This is a genomic window from Bacillus sp. FSL P2-0069 (assembly GCF_038593315.1).
In the GTDB taxonomy this organism is placed as follows: domain Bacteria; phylum Bacillota; class Bacilli; order Bacillales; family Bacillaceae; genus Bacillus; species Bacillus safensis.
The window spans coordinates 2428245-2448937 of record NZ_CP151984.1 but is presented as its reverse complement, the minus strand read 5'-3'; the positions used below and the strand labels follow the sequence as shown (position 1 = coordinate 2448937).

Annotated in this window: 17 protein-coding genes; 16 read left to right on the top strand and 1 reads right to left on the bottom strand. The window is 42.5% G+C overall.

Translation table 11 applies throughout. From position 1 onward, the window contains the following. The first annotated feature begins 14 nt into the window (after positions 1-14). The 11 genes from ilvC (at position 15) to yihA (ending at position 14814) form a co-directional block, all read left to right on the top strand. Positions 15-1043, top strand: coding sequence for a ketol-acid reductoisomerase (ilvC, locus tag NSQ34_RS12530; protein ID WP_024423187.1), 1029 nt, complete (start codon positions 15-17; stop codon positions 1041-1043). Continuing rightward, positions 1030-2583 (top strand): 2-isopropylmalate synthase, encoded by a 1554-nt coding sequence (locus NSQ34_RS12525; RefSeq protein WP_024423186.1) that lies wholly within the window; start codon positions 1030-1032, stop codon positions 2581-2583. Before ilvC ends, NSQ34_RS12525 begins: the two co-directional genes overlap by 14 nt. A gap of 18 nt (positions 2584-2601) precedes the next feature. Continuing rightward, on the top strand, positions 2602-3699 hold the full coding sequence (gene leuB / locus NSQ34_RS12520) for a 3-isopropylmalate dehydrogenase (RefSeq protein WP_268456573.1): 1098 nt from the start codon (positions 2602-2604) through the stop codon (positions 3697-3699). Positions 3700-3739: 40 nt separating this feature from the next. Continuing rightward, the gene (gene leuC, locus NSQ34_RS12515) at positions 3740-5155 is read left to right on the top strand and encodes a 3-isopropylmalate dehydratase large subunit (RefSeq protein ID WP_024423184.1); all 1416 of its coding nucleotides are present in this window, start codon (positions 3740-3742) and stop codon (positions 5153-5155) included. Between the two features lie 13 nt (positions 5156-5168). Next, positions 5169-5768, top strand: coding sequence for a 3-isopropylmalate dehydratase small subunit (gene leuD / locus NSQ34_RS12510; RefSeq protein ID WP_048239028.1), 600 nt, complete (start codon positions 5169-5171; stop codon positions 5766-5768). Between the two features lie 126 nt (positions 5769-5894). Further along, positions 5895-6902 carry a DNA damage checkpoint antagonist DdcA gene (gene ddcA, locus NSQ34_RS12505; protein WP_024423182.1) on the top strand — a complete coding sequence of 336 codons (1008 nt, stop codon included), beginning with the start codon at positions 5895-5897 and terminating at the stop codon, positions 6900-6902. A 241-nt stretch (positions 6903-7143) separates the two neighbouring features. Next, positions 7144-8418: a trigger factor gene (gene tig / locus NSQ34_RS12500; RefSeq protein ID WP_024423181.1), complete on the top strand. Its 1275-nt coding sequence runs from the start codon at positions 7144-7146 to the stop codon at positions 8416-8418. A 251-nt stretch (positions 8419-8669) separates the two neighbouring features. Beyond that, entirely contained in the window at positions 8670-9935 is a 1266-nt protein-coding gene (clpX, locus tag NSQ34_RS12495) for an ATP-dependent protease ATP-binding subunit ClpX (RefSeq protein WP_024423180.1), read from the top strand. 137 nt (positions 9936-10072) lie between these two features. Further along, entirely contained in the window at positions 10073-11734 is a 1662-nt protein-coding gene (gene lonB, locus NSQ34_RS12490; protein WP_268456571.1) for an ATP-dependent protease LonB, read from the top strand. Between the two features lie 171 nt (positions 11735-11905). Further along, on the top strand, positions 11906-14230 hold the full coding sequence (lon, locus tag NSQ34_RS12485) for an endopeptidase La (RefSeq protein ID WP_268456570.1): 2325 nt from the start codon (positions 11906-11908) through the stop codon (positions 14228-14230). After that, on the top strand, positions 14227-14814 hold the full coding sequence (gene yihA / locus NSQ34_RS12480) for a ribosome biogenesis GTP-binding protein YihA/YsxC (RefSeq protein ID WP_024423177.1): 588 nt from the start codon (positions 14227-14229) through the stop codon (positions 14812-14814). The genes lon and yihA overlap by 4 nt, the downstream gene beginning before the upstream one ends. Positions 14815-15029: 215 nt before the next feature. Here the strand turns inward: yihA and NSQ34_RS12475 are convergent, their stop codons facing one another. After that, positions 15030-15515, bottom strand: coding sequence for a hypothetical protein (locus NSQ34_RS12475; protein ID WP_024423176.1), 486 nt, complete (start codon positions 15513-15515; stop codon positions 15030-15032). A 242-nt stretch (positions 15516-15757) separates the two neighbouring features. On the opposite strand from NSQ34_RS12475, the gene hemA reads away from it, so the two are divergent. Genes hemA through hemB form a run of 5 tightly spaced genes read left to right on the top strand, consistent with a single transcriptional unit; the run spans position 15758 to position 20689 of the window. Continuing rightward, a complete protein-coding gene (hemA, locus tag NSQ34_RS12470) occupies positions 15758-17125 on the top strand; it encodes a glutamyl-tRNA reductase (protein ID WP_034279810.1) in 1368 nt (455 codons plus the stop codon). A gap of 7 nt (positions 17126-17132) precedes the next feature. Beyond that, positions 17133-17963: a cytochrome c biogenesis protein gene (locus NSQ34_RS12465; protein ID WP_024423174.1), complete on the top strand. Its 831-nt coding sequence runs from the start codon at positions 17133-17135 to the stop codon at positions 17961-17963. A gap of 37 nt (positions 17964-18000) precedes the next feature. Next, complete coding sequence (gene hemC, locus NSQ34_RS12460; protein WP_024423173.1) at positions 18001-18933, top strand: hydroxymethylbilane synthase; 933 nt, start codon at positions 18001-18003, stop codon at positions 18931-18933. Then, positions 18930-19721 carry a uroporphyrinogen-III synthase gene (locus NSQ34_RS12455; RefSeq protein WP_061109429.1) on the top strand — a complete coding sequence of 264 codons (792 nt, stop codon included), beginning with the start codon at positions 18930-18932 and terminating at the stop codon, positions 19719-19721. The genes hemC and NSQ34_RS12455 overlap by 4 nt, the downstream gene beginning before the upstream one ends. Further along, positions 19721-20689, top strand: coding sequence for a porphobilinogen synthase (hemB, locus tag NSQ34_RS12450; protein WP_029706177.1), 969 nt, complete (start codon positions 19721-19723; stop codon positions 20687-20689). The genes NSQ34_RS12455 and hemB overlap by 1 nt, the downstream gene beginning before the upstream one ends. The last annotated feature ends 4 nt before the right edge of the window (positions 20690-20693 follow it).

Genomic DNA, 20693 nt, shown 5'->3' with positions numbered 1-20693 from the left:
AAGGAGAGAGTCAAATGGTAAAAGTATATTATAACGGTGATATTCAAGAAAACGTATTAAATGGTCAAAAGGTAGCAATCATTGGTTACGGTTCACAAGGTCATGCACATGCATTGAACTTAAAAGAAAGTGGCGTAGATGTGATCGTCGGCGTAAGAAAAGGCGGATCTTATACAAAAGCACAAGAAGACGGTCATCAAGTATTCACAGTAAAAGAAGCAGCGGCACAAGCAGACGTCGTGATGGTACTACTTCCAGATGAGCAGCAAAAGAAAGTATATGATGAAGAAATCAAAGATCAATTAGAAGCTGGCAACTCACTTGTATTCGCACACGGATTCAACGTTCACTTCCATCAAATTGTTCCTCCAAGTGACGTAGACGTGTATCTTGTAGCTCCAAAAGGACCAGGACATCTTGTGAGAAGAACATATGAGCAAGGCGCTGGTGTACCTGCCCTATTTGCTATCTATCAAGATGTATCTGGCCAAGCGAAAGACAAAGCACTTGCTTATGCGAAAGCGATCGGCGGAGCAAGAGCGGGCGTTCTTGAAACAACATTTAAAGAAGAAACAGAAACGGATCTATTCGGTGAGCAGGCAGTTCTTTGTGGAGGCCTTACTTCACTAGTAAAGGCAGGATTCGAAACGTTAACAGAAGCTGGTTATCAGCCAGAGCTTGCATACTTCGAGTGTCTGCATGAACTAAAATTGATCGTTGACCTTATGTATGAAGAAGGATTAGAAGGCATGAGATATTCAATCTCTGATACAGCACAATGGGGTGACTTCGTATCAGGACCACGCGTTGTAGACGCAAAGGTAAAAGAATCAATGAAAGCTGTTTTGACTGATATCCAAAACGGAACATTTGCAAAAGAATGGATTGTTGAAAACCAAGTGAATCGTCCACGTTTCAATGCGATCAATGCAAATGAAAATGAGCACCAAATTGAAATCGTTGGTAGAAAGCTTCGTGAAATGATGCCTTTCGTTAAACAAGGAAAGAAAAAGGAAGCGGTGAGCGTCGGTGCGGAAAATTAATTTTTTTGACACAACACTTCGGGATGGAGAGCAATCACCAGGAGTGAATTTAAATGCACAAGAAAAGCTAATCATTGCAAAGCAGCTTGAGCGCCTTGGGGTTAATATCATTGAAGCGGGATTTCCCGCTTCATCCCGAGGGGATTTCTTAGGCGTACAAGAAATTGCAAGAACGATTAAAAACTGTTCTGTTGCTGGTCTTGCACGATGTGTGAAAGGTGACATTGATGCTGCATGGGAAGCATTAAAAGATGGAGTGGAGCCAAGGCTTCATGTCTTTATTGCCACTTCTGACATTCACCTGAAGCATAAACTCAAGAAAACACGTGAAGAAGTCGTAGAACAGGCTGTCGCAATGGTGAAATATGCGAAAGAACGTTTTCCAGTTGTCCAATGGTCAGCAGAAGATGCGTGCCGTACAGATCTTGCTTTCTTGGCAGAAATTGTAGAAAAGGTCATTGACGCTGGGGCGAGTGTCATTAACTTGCCAGATACAGTTGGATACCTAGCGCCAAAAGAGTACGGGAATATCTTTAAATATATGAAGGAACACGTTCCAAATATCGACCGCGTCAACTTGTCCGCTCACTGTCACGATGATTTAGGAATGGCTGTAGCAAACTCACTTGCTGCCATTGAAAATGGAGCAGATCAAATTGAAACAGCTGTCAACGGAATTGGCGAGCGCGCTGGAAATGCCGCGTTAGAAGAAATTGCAGTAGCTCTTCATATTCGAAAAGACTTTTACCAGGTCGAATCAACGATTCAATTGAATGAAATTAAGCGTACAAGTGATGTAGTGAGCAAATACTCAGGAATGATTGTGCCGCGTAATAAAGCAGTCGTTGGAAACAACGCATTTGCACATGAATCAGGTATTCACCAAGATGGTTTCCTCAAAGAAAAAACAACCTATGAAATTATTTCTCCAGAGCTTGTCGGCGTGACAACAGATGTGCTTGTCCTTGGAAAACACTCCGGAAGACACGCGTTTAAAGACCGCATGAAAACACTAGGCTTTAAACTAACGGAAGACGAAATCAATAAATTCTTTGAGACTTTTAAGAACTTGACAGAGAAGAAGAAAGAAATTACAGATGATGACTTGATCTCTATTATATTAGAAGAAAAAGTAGCAGACCGAAAAATCGGCTACGAGTTTGAAAGTCTGCAAGTGCACTATGGAACAGAACAAATGCCAACAGCAACAGTTTCTCTGAAAAACCAAGAAACGCAGGAAGTCATTCAAGAAGCAGCTACAGGTGCAGGCAGTGTAGAAGCTGTGTACAACACGCTTGAGCGCTGTATGGAAGAAAGAATTCATTTGCTGGACTACCGCATTCAATCAAATGGAAAAGGCAGAGATGCACTAGCTGAAGTATATGTCACTGTTTCAATAGAAGGAAAAGAAACAGCAGGACGCGGTGTAGCGCAAGATGTACTTGAAGCATCAGCAAAAGCTTACGTCAATGCAGTGAACAGACATTTAATCTTCAAATCAAATCTGATTGAAATTGAGAAACATCACGCGATCTCATAGGAAAGGAGGAAGGTTCTCATGAAAAAGAAAATTGCACTTTTGCCCGGCGATGGAATCGGACCGGAAGTCGTGACATCTGCGGTCGCTGTCCTTCAAGAGACGGCGGCGCAATTTAAGCACGAATTTGAATTCGAAACTGCGCTCATTGGCGGTATCGCAATAGATGAAAAAAACAACCCGCTTCCAAAGGAAACAGTAGATGTATGCAAAAACGCTGATGCGATTTTATTAGGAGCAGTCGGCGGACCAAAGTGGGATCAAAACCCGCCAGAGCTCCGTCCAGAAAAAGGCCTGCTCGCCATTCGTAAACAGCTGGACTTATTTGCCAACATCCGCCCTGTAAAGGTGTTCGATAGCTTAAGCGAGGCATCTCCGTTAAAACAAGATCATATTAACGGAGTTGATTTCGTCATCGTTCGTGAATTAACAGGCGGTCTCTATTTTGGTGAACCAAGCGAACGCTATACGGATAATGAAGGAAAAGAAGCTGCCGTTGATACGCTCATTTATACAAAGGAAGAAATTGTCCGCGTATTAAAAGAAGCATTCGACATGGCCTTAACAAGACGGAAAAAAGTGACGTCTGTGGATAAAGCGAATGTCCTTGCTTCTAGTAAACTATGGCGGGATGCAGTAGAAGAAGTTGCTGCTCAATATCCAGACGTTGAATTTGAGCATATGCTCGTCGATAATGCTGCCATGCAGCTGATTTACAAGCCCGCTCAATTTGATGTTATTGTGACAGAGAATATGTTCGGTGACATTTTAAGCGATGAAGCTTCGATGATTACTGGATCACTCGGCATGCTGCCATCTGCTAGTTTATCAAGCACAGGCCTTCATTTATATGAGCCAATTCATGGTTCAGCACCCGATATTGCGGGGCAAAACGTTGCAAACCCTCTGGCAACTATTTTATCAGCAGCAAGCTTGCTTAGAACATCCTTTTCATTAGAAGAAGAAGCGGCTGCAATAGAAGAAGCTGTCGAAGCTGTTCTTGCCTCTGGCAAACGAACAAAAGATTTAGCAGCAAAAGAGGGAACTTATCAAACGACTGAAGAAATCACTAATGCGGTTGTAGACGCACTCAAGCAGCGCGTGCAAACCATTGTGTAAATAGAATCTTGTGGAATTAGGTAGAGGGAGGAAAAGGGTTATGCCTCGAACAATCATCGAAAAAATATGGGATCAGCATGTAGTCAAAAGCGGCGAGGGAAAACCAGACCTTTTATATATTGATCTGCACTTGGTGCATGAAGTGACATCACCTCAAGCATTTGAAGGATTAAGACAAAAAGGGCGCAAGGTGAGAAGACCTCAAAACACGTTTGCGACGATGGATCATAACATCCCAACTGTGAATCGATTTGTGATCAAAGATGAGATTGCTAAAAAGCAAGTGAGTGCCTTAGAGCGCAACTGTGCGGAATTTGGCGTTCGTCTTGCTGACCTTCACAGTGTTGACCAAGGAATCGTCCATGTCGTTGGACCTGAGCTTGGATTGACACTTCCGGGGAAAACAATCGTTTGTGGAGATAGTCATACATCAACTCACGGCGCGTTTGGTGCACTTGCCTTTGGGATCGGTACTAGTGAGGTTGAACATGTACTTTCTACACAAACACTTTGGCAGCAGCGTCCGAAAACGCTAGAAATTAGAGTAGACGGAAAGCTTCAAAAAGGGGTAACCGCCAAAGATGTCATTTTAGCCGTCATTGGTGCGCACGGCGTGAAGTTCGGCTCAGGTTATGTCATTGAATACACTGGGGAAGTATTCAGAAACATGACGATGGATGAGCGGATGACCGTTTGTAATATGTCAATTGAAGCAGGCGCAAGAGCAGGATTGATTGCACCTGATGAAGTCACCTTCGAATACTGCCGCGGCCGCAAATATGCACCGCAGGGTGAAGACTTCGAAGCAGCTATTAAAGAATGGGAAGAACTTAGAACAGATCCAGGTGCAACCTACGATAAAACCATTGTGTTAGATGGAAATGAGATTTCACCAATGGTTACGTGGGGAATTAACCCAGGAATGGTACTGCCTGTGGATGCATCAATCCCAGGACCTGAGGACTTTGCACAAGAAGATGATCAAAAAGAAGCAATTCGTGCTTACGAATACATGGGTGTCCACCCGCATCAGCGTATAGAAGATATTACGATTGAGCATGTCTTTATCGGCTCATGTACGAACTCAAGAATGACTGATTTACGTCAAGCTGCTTCTATGATTGAAGGACAAAAAGTAGCAGATCATGTCAGAGCGATTGTGGTGCCTGGCTCACAAAGTGTCAAATTGCAAGCAGAAAAAGAAGGTCTTCATGAAATCTTCCTTGAAGCAGGATTTGAATGGAGAGAATCAGGCTGCAGTATGTGCCTTAGTATGAATAACGATGTGGTACCGGAGGGCGAACGCTGCGCGTCCACATCAAACCGTAACTTTGAAGGGCGTCAAGGGAAGGGTGCGAGAACGCATCTTGTCAGCCCTGCAATGGCTGCAATGGCTGCGATACATGGCCGCTTTGTCGATGTCAGGAAGTTTAATCAAGAGAAAACAGTCGTGTAAGGAGTTGTCATAGATGGAGCCTTTAGTCACTCATAAAGGAAAAGCCGCTGTGCTTAACAGAATCAATGTAGATACAGATCAAATTATACCGAAGCAATTTTTAAAAAGAATCGAACGAACAGGATATGGCCGCTTTGCCTTTTTCGACTGGCGTTATTTAGCCGATGGCAGCCCAAATCCCGAATTCGAACTAAATCAGCCGATCTATGAAGGAGCATCCATTTTGATCGCAGGGGAGAACTTTGGCTGCGGATCATCTAGGGAACATGCTCCTTGGGCGCTTGATGATTATGGCTTTAAAATTGTCATCGCACCATCATTTGCAGATATATTTCATCAAAACTGCTTCAAAAATGGGATGCTTCCGATTCGCCTTGATTATGATGTGTGGAAAACCTTCGCTGCGTCATATGAGAACAAAGGGTATGAGATGACGGTTGATCTTGAAAAACAGCAGATAGAAGATCACGAAGGGAATATCACCCCTTTTCAAGTCGACCCTCACTGGAGAGAAATGCTCCTAAATGGTTATGATGAGATTTCATTAACATTACTTCTAGAAGATGACATTCAAGCATTTGAAGAAAAGCGCAGCAGCTGGCTGCGCGCTTAAGCAACGAGAAGCTGTCCGCCCGAGGTGTGACGGCTTCTTTTTTGCATGAAAACCTCTCGTTACTTGTGTTTACTAATCTTCGTTGGTAAACTGATAAAAAAATATGCGCCCGAAAGGAACGTAAGCATGAAGCATGACAAGAAGAAAGATAATGTCATTTTGTTTCCTGGTCTGAAAGAAAGACTGATTGAAAAAGGAATGGCAGCATTAAAAGATAAACAGTATCAAGAGGCGCTTCACTTGTTTTCAGAAGCTAAATCGTACGATGACGATGAAGAATCCGATATTCACCTTGGAATGGCCATTTGTTTTCTGGAGCTGGGTGAGCTACAGGATGCAAAGCGTGTTTGTGAAAAAATGCTGCATGAAGGATATGGCCACTATTTCACTGTGCTCCAAGTGTATATGACGATCCTCATTCAGCTGAAAGAATATGAAGAAGTCAAACAGACAATTGAGGCTGTGCTCGAAGAAAACCATCTTCCGGCAGAAAGTGCGGAGCATTTTTACAAGCTGCTCGAATTTAGCAGAAAAATGATCGAATCACCTGAAGAGATTTTAGATGAAGATGAGGACGCCGGAAGTGAGGTCAACATAGATGATATGCTGAAGCGTCCGGAAGAACAGGTCCAGTTCATTCATTCATTGAAAGACCGGAATATTACACCGCATATGGGTCTATTAAATACCATCTTACAAAATCCTGATGGGAACCCTTTGGTCAAATCAATGATCCTGCAGCTTCTGGCAGAGCATGATGTGGCAAAACCGGTTCATGTGACAAAATTCGGTGATTCTTTAACCCTTATTCCTTCTGAGGCTGTAAAGCCAGAGCAGATGCCGCTTCTTCAGCAAGTCCTTCGTATGCTTGATGACACGCTTGGCAATGAGAATCCGACCCTTTACCAAGCCGTGGAAGAGTTATGGCGCCGGCACTTATTTGTGCTGTATCCATTTCTTCCTAAATACACAGATCCGAGTCTTTGGGCAGCGGCACTTCATAAAGTCGGCTATGAAATGCATGGGATTGAGATTGAACTCGAAGAATTGCATCTATTGTATGAATTTAACGAACGAGAGCTGAGAGAAGCTTGCACAATGCTGAAAGATATTGAAGAAATTTCTTATTTGTAATTTGTCGATTTAGTTGAAAGACGGACTTGTTATGTTATAATATAATGGTTGTATTTGTGCATATATAGTGCAGTTGTCAGATTCCAACGGTTGAAAGACGATATGTATAATCAAGTCAAATGTTGTATACATAATGCAAGCTTCTTAGCGGGGTGCGTGGTTTTTTGATTGGACGAAGTCTTTATGATGCTTTAGAATGGAGCAACGCACAATCTGAATAGATTTTTGGAGGGAAACACACATGTCAGTAAAATGGGAAAAACAAGAAGGTAACGAAGGCGTACTAACTGTAGAAGTTGACGCTGAAACATTTAACAAAGCACTTGATGATGCATTTAAGAAAGTGGTTAAGCAAGTATCGATCCCTGGATTCCGTAAAGGGAAAGTACCACGTGGTCTTTTCGAGCAGCGTTTTGGTGTAGAATCTCTTTATCAAGATGCATTAGATATTCTTCTTCCGGTTGAATATCCAAAAGCAATCGACGAAGCTGGTATCGAGCCAGTTGACCGCCCTGAAATCGATGTTGAGAAAATCGAAAAAGGCGAAAACTTAATCTTCACTGCAAAAGTAACAGTGAAGCCTGAAGTAAAACTTGGTGACTACAAAGGTCTTAACGTAGAAAAAGACGACACAGCTGTTACTGATGAAGATGTACAAGAAGAGCTTAAAGGCATGCAAAACCGTCAAGCTGAGCTTGTTGTCAAAGAAGAAGGCGCAATCGAAAACGGCGATACAGTTGTTCTTGATTTCGAAGGATTCGTTGATGGAGAAGCATTCGAAGGCGGAAAAGCTGAGAACTACTCTCTTGAAGTAGGTTCTGGTTCATTCATCCCTGGTTTCGAAGAGCAATTAGTTGGACTTGAAGCTGGCGCTGAAAAAGACGTAGAAGTTACATTCCCAGAAGAATACCATGCTGAAGACCTTGCAGGTAAACCAGCTGTATTTAAAGTGAAAATTCATGAAATCAAAGCAAAAGAACTTCCAGCACTTGACGATGAGTTCGCTAAAGATGTTGATGAAGAAGTAGAAACGCTTGCTGAGTTAACTGAAAAAACGAAGAAACGTCTTGAAGAAGCAAAAGAAAACGAAGCAGAAGGAAAACTTCGTGAAGAGCTAGTTGCGAAAGCTTCTGAAAATGCGGAAGTTGACATCCCACAAGCGATGGTTGACACTGAGCTAGACCGCATGATGAAAGAATTCGAACAACGTCTTCAAATGCAAGGAATGAACCTTGAGCTTTACTTCCAATTCTCTGGACAAGATGAAGATGCGCTGAAAGAGCAAATGAAAGAAGATGCTGCTAAACGCGTAAAATCTAACCTAACACTTGAAGCAATTGCTGCTGCAGAAAACTTACAAGTGTCTGACGAAGAAGTGGAAGAAGAACTTTCAAAAATGGCTGAAGCATACAACATGCCAATTGAAAATATCAAACAAGCGATCGGATCTACTGAAGCAATGAAAGAAGATCTAAAAGTTCGTAAAGCAATTGATTTTCTTGTAGAAAACCGTTAATATGGTGCATAATAATAAAACAGGGCGCGAGTGACTCGTGCCTTGTTTTGTACAATTTTTGACTTATCATCGCTTCTTTTGGAAACGATAGTGTAAGTCGCATCTTTCTGTCATACATATCTCAATGTGCAGTGTTAGAAACACATCGTTACCGTCTTTTAGGAAAGTATGGTAAAATGCATACATACTGGACCCAGAAAGGTAGCTGACTGTTAGCTACAGGCAAGTGAAGAAGAATAAGGGGTGAAAGAATGTTTAAATTCAACGAGGAAAAAGGTCAATTAAAATGCTCGTTTTGCGGAAAAACGCAAGATCAAGTGCGTAAACTGGTCGCAGGACCTGGCGTATATATATGTGATGAATGTATCGAGCTTTGCACGGAAATAGTTGAAGAAGAGCTCGGCACAGAGGAAGAAGTTGAATTCAAGGATGTTCCGAAGCCTCATGAAATTCGGGAGATTCTTGATGAATATGTCATCGGACAAGACAATGCGAAAAAATCCTTAGCTGTAGCGGTGTATAACCACTACAAACGGATCAATTCCAACAGCAAGATTGATGATGTTGAGCTTTCGAAAAGTAATATTTCTATGATTGGACCAACAGGAAGCGGTAAAACATTACTTGCTCAAACACTTGCACGTATTTTAAATGTTCCATTTGCGATCGCAGATGCAACATCATTAACTGAAGCAGGGTATGTTGGTGAAGATGTAGAGAATATTTTACTAAAGCTGATCCAGGCAGCGGATTATGATGTAGAAAAAGCGGAAAAAGGCATTATCTACATCGATGAGATCGATAAAGTAGCAAGAAAATCAGAAAACCCTTCTATCACTCGTGATGTATCTGGGGAAGGTGTACAGCAAGCCCTTTTAAAAATTCTTGAAGGAACAGTCGCTAGTGTACCGCCTCAAGGTGGTCGTAAGCACCCACATCAAGAATTCATTCAAATTGATACGACGAACATCCTCTTCATTTGTGGAGGAGCCTTTGACGGGATTGAGCAAATCATCAAACGCCGCTTAGGTCAAAAAGTGATTGGATTCGGTGCGGAAAATAAAGTCGAAGATCTTGAAAAAGAAGTCCTTCTATCTAAAGTACTGCCAGAAGACTTGCTTCGCTTCGGTTTAATTCCAGAATTCATCGGTCGTCTACCGGTTATTGCAAGCCTAGAGCCGTTAGATGAAAAAGCACTTGTAGAAATCTTGACGAAGCCTAAAAATGCGCTTGTTAAGCAATATACAAAAATGCTTGAGCTTGACGATGTAGAGCTTGAATTTGAAGAAGATGCTCTTAGCGAAATTGCGAAAAAGGCAATTGAGCGTAAAACAGGAGCTCGTGGTCTTCGCTCAATCATTGAAGGCATCATGCTTGATGTCATGTTTGACCTTCCATCTCGTGATGATATTGAAAAATGTGTCATCACTGGTGCAACGGTTGCTGATGGTGAGCCGCCGCGTCTTGTGTTAAAGGATGGCACAGTCGTTAATAAAGATACAAAAACATCTGCATAAGAGAAGTTATCACTCCTGAATCATTTTGATTCAGGAGTTTTTTATTTATCGTGGAAGACGTGTTTATTCCGTCCAGCTCTAGGAAATACTAGCAGACAGAAACCAATACATAAGATAGATGAAGGAGGGAGCACCGATTGAGCTGGACAGGAATCGTATTATTCATACAGCTGTTCTTTGGTATCGTCATCGGGCTGTACTTTTGGAACTTACTGCGAAATCAGCGCACACAAAAGGTGACAATAGACAAAGAATCAAAGAAAGAAATGGAAGCACTCAGAAAGATGCGGTCAATCAAGCTGAGTGAGCCTTTATCAGAGAGAGTCCGGCCAAAAGGATTTCAAGATATTGTAGGGCAGGAAGACGGCATTCGTGCTCTAAAAGCAGCGCTGTGCGGACCGAATCCTCAGCATGTCATTGTTTACGGACCCCCGGGGGTTGGAAAAACAGCCGCTGCCCGTCTTGTTATGGAAGAAGCGAAACGTCATGCTGATTCACCGTTTAAGAAAGATGCGGTATTTGTGGAGCTCGATGCCACAACCGCAAGATTCGATGAACGTGGCATTGCAGACCCACTCATTGGCTCCGTGCATGACCCGATTTACCAAGGGGCGGGAGCGATGGGACAGGCAGGTATTCCGCAGCCAAAACAAGGAGCCGTTACGCATGCTCATGGCGGGGTTCTGTTTATCGATGAAATTGGCGAACTGCATCCGATCCAAATGAACAAAATGCTGAAAGTTCTTGAAGATCGGAAAGTATTTTTAGACAGTGCTTACTATAGTGAGGAAAACACCCAAATTCCGAATCACATTCATGATATTTTTCAAAATGGGCTTCCGGCTGATTTTCGATTGATTGGTGCTACGACAAGAACACCTGAAGAAATTCCACCAGCGATTCGATCAAGGTGCTTAGAAATTTTCTTTAAGGACCTTGACCAGCATGAATTGAAAATAGTCGCTGCTAAAGCTGTCCAAAAAATACAAAAGGAATTAAGTGATGAAGGGCTGAACCTGTTAACCTCATATGTGAAAAACGGCCGTGAAGCAGTCAATATGGTGCAGATCGCCGCTGGAATGGCCGTCACGGAAAACCGAAAAGATATCACGATTGCCGATGTCGAGTGGGTCATTCATTCAAGCCAGCTGACACCAAGATATGAACAAAAAGTACCGGAAAAGCCAAAAGTGGGGGTAGTGAATGGTCTCGCTGTCTATGGACCAAACAGCGGAGCCTTGCTCGAGATTGAAGTGAATATATGTAGGGCGCTTGAAAAAGGCAGTATCAATATTACAGGCATTGCAGAAGAAGAAAGCATTGGCAGCCAGTCTAAATCCATTAGACGAAAAAGTATGGCCAAAGGGTCTGTTGAAAATGTATTAACAGTGCTGAGAAACTTAGGGATACGGACAAATGAATATGACATCCATATTAATTTCCCAGGCGGTGCCCCTATTGATGGACCGTCTGCTGGGATTGCCATGGCGGCGGCGATTTTCTCTGCCATTCATCAAATCCCGATTGATCATCTGACAGCAATGACAGGTGAAATCGGATTGCAGGGTCAGGTGAAGCCGATCGGCGGTGTGATACCGAAGATTAAGGCGGCGAAACAAGCTGGTGCCACAACCGTGATTATTCCTTATGACAACCAGCAGTCGATCTTAAAAGAGATTGAAGGCGTCACCATTGTGCCTGTGAAGCACTTCCAAGAGGTGCTGGATCACTGTTTGGTCAACCCGCCAGACGAGAAGAAAGATGGACTAGAAGAGGAAATGAAAAGAAAATCTGTTTAATCCCCATCACATATGGGGATTTTTTAGTGAAATAGATCTTTTTTTCTTTTTCAAGATAAAAAGAAAGGGTATACTACGGTAAGATCATCATTTCTTAAGTCTTTTACATTGTACAAGACTGAAACAGGTATATTATAATGATTCATACTAGTGACGGAGGTGTCAATCAACATGGCAGATGAAATCAAAAAGAATGTTCCGCTCCTCCCATTGCGAGGCTTGCTTGTTTATCCAACAATGGTCTTGCATTTGGACGTTGGACGCGAGAAGTCTGTTCAAGCATTAGAACAGGCGATGATGAACGATCATATGATTTTTCTAGCAACACAGCGGGAAATTTCAATAGATGAACCAGGTGAAGAGGAAATTTTCAAAGTCGGCACCTACACAAAAATCAAACAAATGCTGAAGCTGCCGAATGGAACGATTCGTGTACTCGTTGAAGGCTTAAATCGAGCGCAGATTGAGTCATATGTGGAGCTTGAGGACTATACGTCCGTCGATATTAAAGAATTGGCAGAAGAAGAGTTAAAGGACGCAGAAGCAGAAGCACTCATGCGCACTTTGTTAGATCATTTTGATCAGTACATAAAAATTTCAAAAAAAATCTCAGCTGAAACATATGCAACGGTGACGGATATTGAGGAACCGGGGAGAATGGCAGATATCGTTGCTTCTCACCTGCCGCTCAAATTAAAGGACAAACAAGAAGTACTGGAAACAGTGGATGTCAAAAAACGTCTGAATCGTGTCATCAGCTTAATCCACAATGAAAAAGAAGTGCTGGAAATTGAAAAGAAAATTGGCCAGCGTGTCAAACGTTCAATGGAACGAACGCAAAAAGAATATTATTTGCGTGAACAAATGAAAGCCATTCAAAAGGAGCTTGGAGACAAGGAAGGAAAAACAGGCGAAGTCAGTTCATTAATGTCTAAAATCGAAGAGTCCAGCATGCCTGAGTCTGTTCGTGAAACGGCGTTAAAAGAATTGAACCGTTATGAAAAAATTCCTTCAAGCTCTGCGGAGAGCTCTGTCATTCGAAATTATATTGATTGGCTGATCAATCTTCCATGGGGCATCTATACAGAAGATCGTCTAGATTTAAAGCTTGCAAGTGAAATTTTAGATGATGAGCATCATGGGCTGGAAAAAGTCAAGGAACGTGTGCTTGAATACCTTGCTGTACAGAAGCTGACCAATTCATTAAAAGGACCGATTCTTTGCTTAGCAGGACCTCCTGGGGTAGGGAAAACGTCACTTGCCAAATCGATTGCTAAATCACTTGATCGAAAGTTTATCCGTATCTCTCTTGGCGGGGTGCGTGATGAATCTGAAATTCGCGGACATAGAAGAACATATGTAGGGGCGATGCCAGGCCGTATCATTCGCGGGATGAGTAAGGCAGGCACAATGAATCCAGTGTTTCTTTTAGATGAAATCGATAAGATGTCCTCTGATTTTAGAGGTGATCCGTCTTCTGCGATGCTTGAAGTGCTGGATCCAGAGCAAAATCACAACTTTAGCGATCACTATATTGAAGAGACATTTGATTTATCGCAGGTGTTATTTATTGCCACTGCCAACAATTTAGCAACCATTCCAGGTCCACTTCGTGATAGAATGGAGATTATCACGATTGCAGGGTATACAGAGGTTGAAAAAGCAGAGATTGTGAAAGATCATCTTCTGCCGAAGCAGCTAAAGGAGCACGGATTAAAGAAAGGGAACTTGCAGCTTCGTGAAGCAGCGATTTATGATATGATTCGCTATTACACAAGAGAAGCAGGAGTTCGTGGATTAGAGCGTCAGCTTGCGGCCATTTGCCGAAAAGCGGCAAGAGTGATTGTGGCTGAAGACCGCAAGCGCATCACAGTGACGGAAAAGAACTTATCTGAATTTCTCGGAAAAAGACTTTACCGTTATGGTCAGGCTGAAACGACAGACCAAGTCGGGGTTGTCACAGGACTTGCGTATACGACAGTTGGCGGAGACACCTTATCAATTGAGGTATCGCTTTCTCCTGGTAAAGGCAAGCTCTTGTTAACAGGTAAGCTTGGTGATGTCATGAGAGAATCTGCACAGGCGGCATTCAGTTATATTCGATCCAAAGCAGATGAACTGAACATTGATCCTAATTTTAATGAAAAGCACGATATTCATATCCATGTTCCAGAGGGTGCGGTTCCAAAGGACGGGCCATCAGCTGGTATCACCATTGCGACGGCTCTTGTATCAGCACTCACAGGACGTCCTGTGTCAAAAGAGGTTGGTATGACAGGAGAGATAACGTTAAGAGGAAGAGTGCTTCCGATTGGCGGACTAAAAGAAAAAGCATTAGGCGCACATCGTGCAGGATTGAAAACCATTATTCTTCCAAAGGACAATGAGAAGGATATTGATGATATTCCTGAAAGTGTGAGAGAAGGACTAACCTTTATTCCGGTCTCACATTTAGATGAGGTGCTTGAGAAAGCGTTGGTAGGAGAGGGAAGATGAAAGTAACAAAATCAGATATCGTCATTAGTGCGGTGAAACCAGAGCAGTACCCGAGCGGCGGACTGCCTGAAATTGCGCTTGCTGGACGATCAAATGTTGGAAAGTCCTCGTTCATCAACTCATTGATTAATCGTAAAAATTTAGCGCGTACGTCTTCTAAACCAGGTAAGACCCAGACGCTTAATTTCTACATTATTAATGATATGCTCCATTTTGTGGACGTTCCGGGCTACGGCTTTGCCAAAGTTTCAAAAACAGAGCGCGAAGCCTGGGGTAGAATGATCGAAACGTATATTACAATGCGTGAAGAATTAAAAGCAGTCGTCCAAATTGTGGATCTGCGCCATAAGCCATCAGTAGATGATGTGAACATGTATGAGTTCCTTAAATATTACGGAGTTCCCGTGATCGTCATCGCAACAAAAGCGGATAAAATTCCAAAAGGCAAATGGGAAAAACATGCGAAAGTCGTCAAACAGACGCTCGACATTGACCCATCAGATGAACTCATCTTATTCTCTTCTGAAACAAAAAAAGGAAAAGATGAAGCCTGGAATGCGATCCTTGCGAAGGTAAACGGCTAAAAAAAAGCATCTGCGATGAGCAGATGCTTTTTTTATTCTTTGTCTTCTTTTCGGCGTGATAAGAAAACCCTTGAAATCTAGAAAGGACGAGTACTGGCGCGGAGCGAATTTGCTATTCGTGAGCACCAGCACGCAGGACTGACACCGAATGCGAGGGTTTGTCTCTTTACGCTGAAGGCATCTGCCATGAGCAGATGCCTTTTTTATTGTATAAGTTATTTCCTTTTTAAAAATAATAAGAGGAGACTGACAGCAATCAGTACATAAGGCCAGTACAATTCAAAGCCGGAAACAGGGATCGAAAGGGAACTTAGCTGTTTTGTAATTTGCTGAAAGAAATAAAGGAACAAACCGAGTGCGATCAGCACAACACTTTCAATTCGATATTCTTTTTTCTGAGATGATTTCACAAAGAGTGCAAGTCCTACGATGAACACAATCATTGTAAATGTGTCAGGCCAGTGGTCCAATTTAGGCTGTAGAATAAAGTGTAGCGAAAGGCCTGTCATGAGCATACCGATAAACACATGAGCGCTTTCTTGCTCCTTTTTTCCTTGATATAAGAACGCGAGGCCAAAAAGCAGTACAAGTGTATACCATTTCTCTTGATCCTTCCAAATGTCAAATTGACCTCCTGAGAGAATGGCATAGAGCGCTACAGCCAATAAAGTGAGCGGCAGCAAAATGGATTTCTTCTTCAAAGATGTCACCTTCTTTTAAGCAGATCATTTGTCCGCACGCGCCAAATCTGGTAAATTGCTTGAAGTGATGATATGGCATAGTTGGTGTCGAACATTTTTCTACTATATCACAACATTTTTGAAATCTGTTCACAATTTTTATCCAGTTAAAAATGAATATATGTTATAATCATTATAAATAATAAATTCTATATTGTAATTATTATAAATTAGACAGGGCGTTGGGGGTGCAAGCTGAAGTTATGCATATTCTTGTTGTGGGTTTAGATTATAAAACAGCCCCTGTTGAGATACGGGAACAGCTGAGCTTTGAACCGAGTGAGCTCGGAACAGCGATGTCCAAGCTTAAAGAAGAAAAAAGCATTCTAGAGAATATCGTCATCTCAACATGTAATCGAACAGAGATCTACGCAGTAGTAGATCAGCTTCATACTGGACGGTTTTATATAAAAAGATTTTTAGCCGATTGGTTCGGTTTAGAAAAGGAAGATGTCTCTCCATATTTGAAGTTTTATGAAAACGATGGAGCGGTTGAGCATTTATTCCGTGTGGCTTGTGGACTTGATTCCATGGTCATTGGTGAAACGCAAATACTCGGTCAAGTACGTTCCAGCTTTAAAGTAGCTCAAGAGGAGAAGACCATTGGTACCGTTTTCAATTATTTATTTAAACAGGCGGTAACCGTTGCAAAGCGCTCTCATGCGGAAACGGATATTGCGTCTAATGCCGTATCTGTCAGCTATGCAGCTGTTGAGCTTGCCAAAAAAATCTTTGGACGTCTTTCTGATAAGCATGTCCTGATTCTTGGTGCGGGCAAAATGGGCGAACTGGCGGCTCAAAACCTTCAAGGTCAAGGAATTGGCCAAGTAACGGTCATCAACCGAACGTTTGAGAAGGCAAAGGAATTGGCGGGTCGTTTTTCAGGAGAGCCTAAGAGCTTAAACCAATTAGAAAAAACATTATCCGAAGCGGACATTTTAATCAGCTCAACGGGAGCGAAACAATTTGTCATTACAAAAGAAATGGTCGAAAGTGCGAATAAAAAGCGGAAGGGCAGACCTCTATTTATGGTGGATATTGCTGTACCCCGTGATTTAGATCCAGCTATTTCTGAAGTAGAAGGTGCTTTTTTGTATGACATTGATGACCTTGAAGGCATCGTGGCTGCCAACTTAAAAGAACGCCGTGCAGTGGCTGAGCAGGTTGAGCTTCTGATTGAAGCAGAAATTGTGGAATTTAAGCAATGGCTGAATACGTTAGGTGTTGTTCCGGTCATTTCTGCACTTAGAGAAAAGGCACTCACAATTCAAGCCGATACGATGCAGAGTATTGAGCGGAAGCTTCCAAACCTCACAAACCGTGAAATGAAGCTGTTAAATAAACATACGAAAAGCATCATCAACCAAATGCTGAAAGATCCTATCTTAAAGGCAAAAGAAATTGCCGCGGAGCCGAATGCAGAGGAAAAGCTTTTACTCTTTAAAGAAATCTTTGATTTACAGGTTGAAGATGAAGAGCAAAAGGTCGAATCTGCACAGGTGGAGCAAGGATCATTTCAGCTGTTCAAACCAAATATGGCACAAGGCTTTGCTACAGTTGCCAGTGAGTGATTAAGCGATGATGGAATCCATTGTAGCGAGACTCAATGAAGCGACGATCTTAATCTATGCACTAAGTGTCTTGTTCTATTTCATAGATTTTCTTCAACACAACCGGAAGGCTGGAAAAATGGCTTTCTGGTTGCTTTCTATTGTCTGGCTGCTGCAAACAGTCTACATGTTCTATATTATGATGGAAACAGACCGATTCCCTGTGTTGAATGTAGCAGAGGGGTTATATTTTTATACGTGGGTGCTTGTGACACTTTCTCTTGTCCTAACAAAGGTATTGCGCGTTGAATTTATTGTCTTTTTTACAAATGTGATCGGTTTTTCCATGATGGCGATTCACACCTTTACACCATCTGACCTCCATTCAGCAGAACTAACGGGGAAGCTCACGAGTGAACTGCTCGTGATTCATATTACGATGGCGATTTTATCCTACGGTGCCTTTTCACTTTCATTTGCGTTTTCACTGCTTTATCTCTTTCAATATCGTTTACTGAAAAAGAAAAAATGGGGAAAATGGCTTCTGAGAATTGAAGACTTATCAAAGCTCGATCATATGGCGTACGTATTAAACATTATTGGTGTGCCAATGCTCTTGCTTAGTTTAATTCTTGGCATCATTTGGGCATATATTTCGTATGATACGTTGTACTGGACAGATGCAAAGGTGCTTGGTTCGTTTATTATGCTGTTTTTATACGGCTTTTACTTATATATCAGATTGGTGAGAAATATGCAGGGCAAAATCGTGGCACTATGGAATGTCGCTTCATTTCTTGTGCTGATGATCAATTATTTTCTGCTTGGTAGCTTATCAACCTTTCATTGGTTTCAATAATGATGAGTCTTAAAGGCATTGTCGGGAGGAAGACGTATTGCGTACAATTAAAGTAGGTTCTAGACGAAGTAAGCTGGCAATTACACAAACAAAATGGGTCATTCAAAAGCTGTCTGAACTAAACCCTTCTTATTCTTTTGAAATAAAAGAAATTGTGACAAAGGGTGATCAAATTTTAGATGTGACCTTATCTAAGGTTGGCGGAAAAGGACTGTTTGTTAAAGAGATCGAGCAGGCGATGCTGAATCATGACATCGATATGGCGGTGCACAGCATGAAAGATATGCCGGCTGCTCTTCCGGAAGGTTTAGTGATTGGCTGTATTCCTGAGCGTGAAGATGTGCGGGATGCACTTATTTCGAAGGATCATCTGAGTCTCAGCGAACTGCCTAAGGGCGCAATTGTGGGAACGAGCAGCTTACGGCGCAGCGCCCAGCTTCTTCAGGAGAGACCAGATCTTGAGATTAAATGGATTCGAGGAAACATTGATACAAGATTGGAAAAGCTGAAAAATGAAGAGTATGATGCCATTATTTTAGCGGCCGCCGGTCTGTCTAGAATGGGATGGAGCAAAGAGGTCGTGTCGGAATTCTTATCTCCTGAGACGTGCCTTCCTGCCGTTGGACAAGGCGCGCTGTCGATTGAGTGCCGCGGGGATGATGAAGAGCTGCTTAAGCTTCTCGCCCAATTTACGAATGAATATACGAAGAAAACGGTCCTCGCAGAAAGAGCCTTCCTCAAACAAATGGATGGAAGCTGTCAGGTGCCGATCGCCGGCTATGCAACGATGAATGAGCATAATGAAATTGAACTAACAGGTCTTGTTGCATCTGCTGATGGGCACACGATTATTCGAGAAACCGTCACAGGCACTGACCCTGAAGCCATAGGAACAGCGTGTGCGAAGCAGATGGCCGATAAGGGAGCAAAGGATTTGATCGACAAGGTGAAAAAGGATCTGTCTCAATGAGCATAGGCAAATCGCTTCACGGACAGACGGTGCTTGTCACTCGAAATGAACGTCAAGCGGGCGTGTTTCAGCAAAAGATCGAAGCGCTGAACGGCCATGCGGTTTTAACCTCTCTTATTCGGTTTGAGCCTACGCTCACAAAAGAAAAAGCGCAGGCCTTTTTAAAGGACTTACAAAATAGCCATTGGCTTGTTTTCACGAGTGTGAATGGTGCGTCTTTTTTTCTCAACTACATAAAAGACCATCATTTACATAAGAGCTTAACCCATTTGAAAGTCGCTGCTGTAGGCGAGAAAACCTCTGCCTATCTTGAGCAGCACGGCCTGAAGGTGGATGTGGTGCCAGAACGATTTATAGCGGAAGAGCTGGCAGATGCATTACTTGATCATGTACGCCCAGGAGAGCGTGTGTTTGTAGCAAAAGGGCATCTGTCACGAGATGTGGTGAAAGAGACCCTCATTCCGCTCGGCATAGAGGTAAAAGAATGGATTTTATATGAAACAGTCAAGGATGAGGAAGGAATTGCTGCTCTCAAATCAGCAATGACAAAGCAATCATTTGATTTTATTACATTTACGAGCTCATCCACTGTTCATTCTTTTATGCATGTGATGGAAGCAGATGCTGCGATGCTGGCTGCATCTGACACCTGTTTTGTGACGATCGGTCCTCTGACAAAAGAGGCACTGCTTCAATACGGGATTTCTTCTGAAACCCCAGATACTTATACGATAGACGGAATGCTAGATTTAATGTGCCGTTTATCTGAAAGGAAGTTGAACCATTGATGAAATTTAACAGACACCGCAGATTGCGGACAAGCGCAGGAATGAGAGAATTAGTCAGAGAAACCTTTTTAAGACCATCTGATTTCATTTACCCGATCTTTTTTGTAGAGGGAGAAAATGTACGAAAAGAAGTCTCTTCAATGCCGGGTGTATATCACATTTCTGTAGACCTTGTGAAAGAAGAAGTTCAAGAGCTTGTTGATCTTGGCATCAAATCGATCATTGTATTTGGTGTGCCGGATCATAAAGATCATGTAGGCAGTGAGGCGTATCACGATCATGGCATTGTTCAAAGGGCAACGCTTGAGATCAAAAAGCATTTCCCAGAGCTCGTGGTCATTGCAGACACTTGCTTATGCCAATATACAGATCACGGACATTGCGGAATCGTTGAAGATGGAGAAATTTTAAATGATGAATCTCTTCAGCTATTAGCGAAAACTGCTGTCAGCCAAGCGCGTGCAGGTGCAGATATCATCGCGCCTTCAAATATGATGGACGGATTTGTTGTTGCCATTCGTGAGGCACTTGATGAAGCAGGCTTTATTCATGTACCTGTCATGTCATATGCGGTGAAATATGCAAGTGCTTTTTACGGTCCGTTCCGTGATGCGGCACATAGTACACCGCAGTTTGGAGATCGTAAAACATATCAAATGGACCCTGCAAACCGTTTAGAGGCTCTAAGAGAAGCGCAATCTGATGTAGAAGAGGGAGCTGACTTCTTGATTGTTAAACCATCTCTTTCTTACTTAGACATTATGCGTGATGTGAAAAATGAATTTACACTCCCTGTTGTTGCTTACAATGTGAGCGGAGAGTATGCGATGGTGAAAGCCGCTGCTCAAAATGGCTGGATTTCTGAAAAAGAGCTTGTTCTTGAAATGCTGACAAGCATGAAACGTGCAGGAGCAGAACTCATCATTACGTATCATGCAAAAGATGCAGCAAAATGGCTCTCAGAATAAAGAA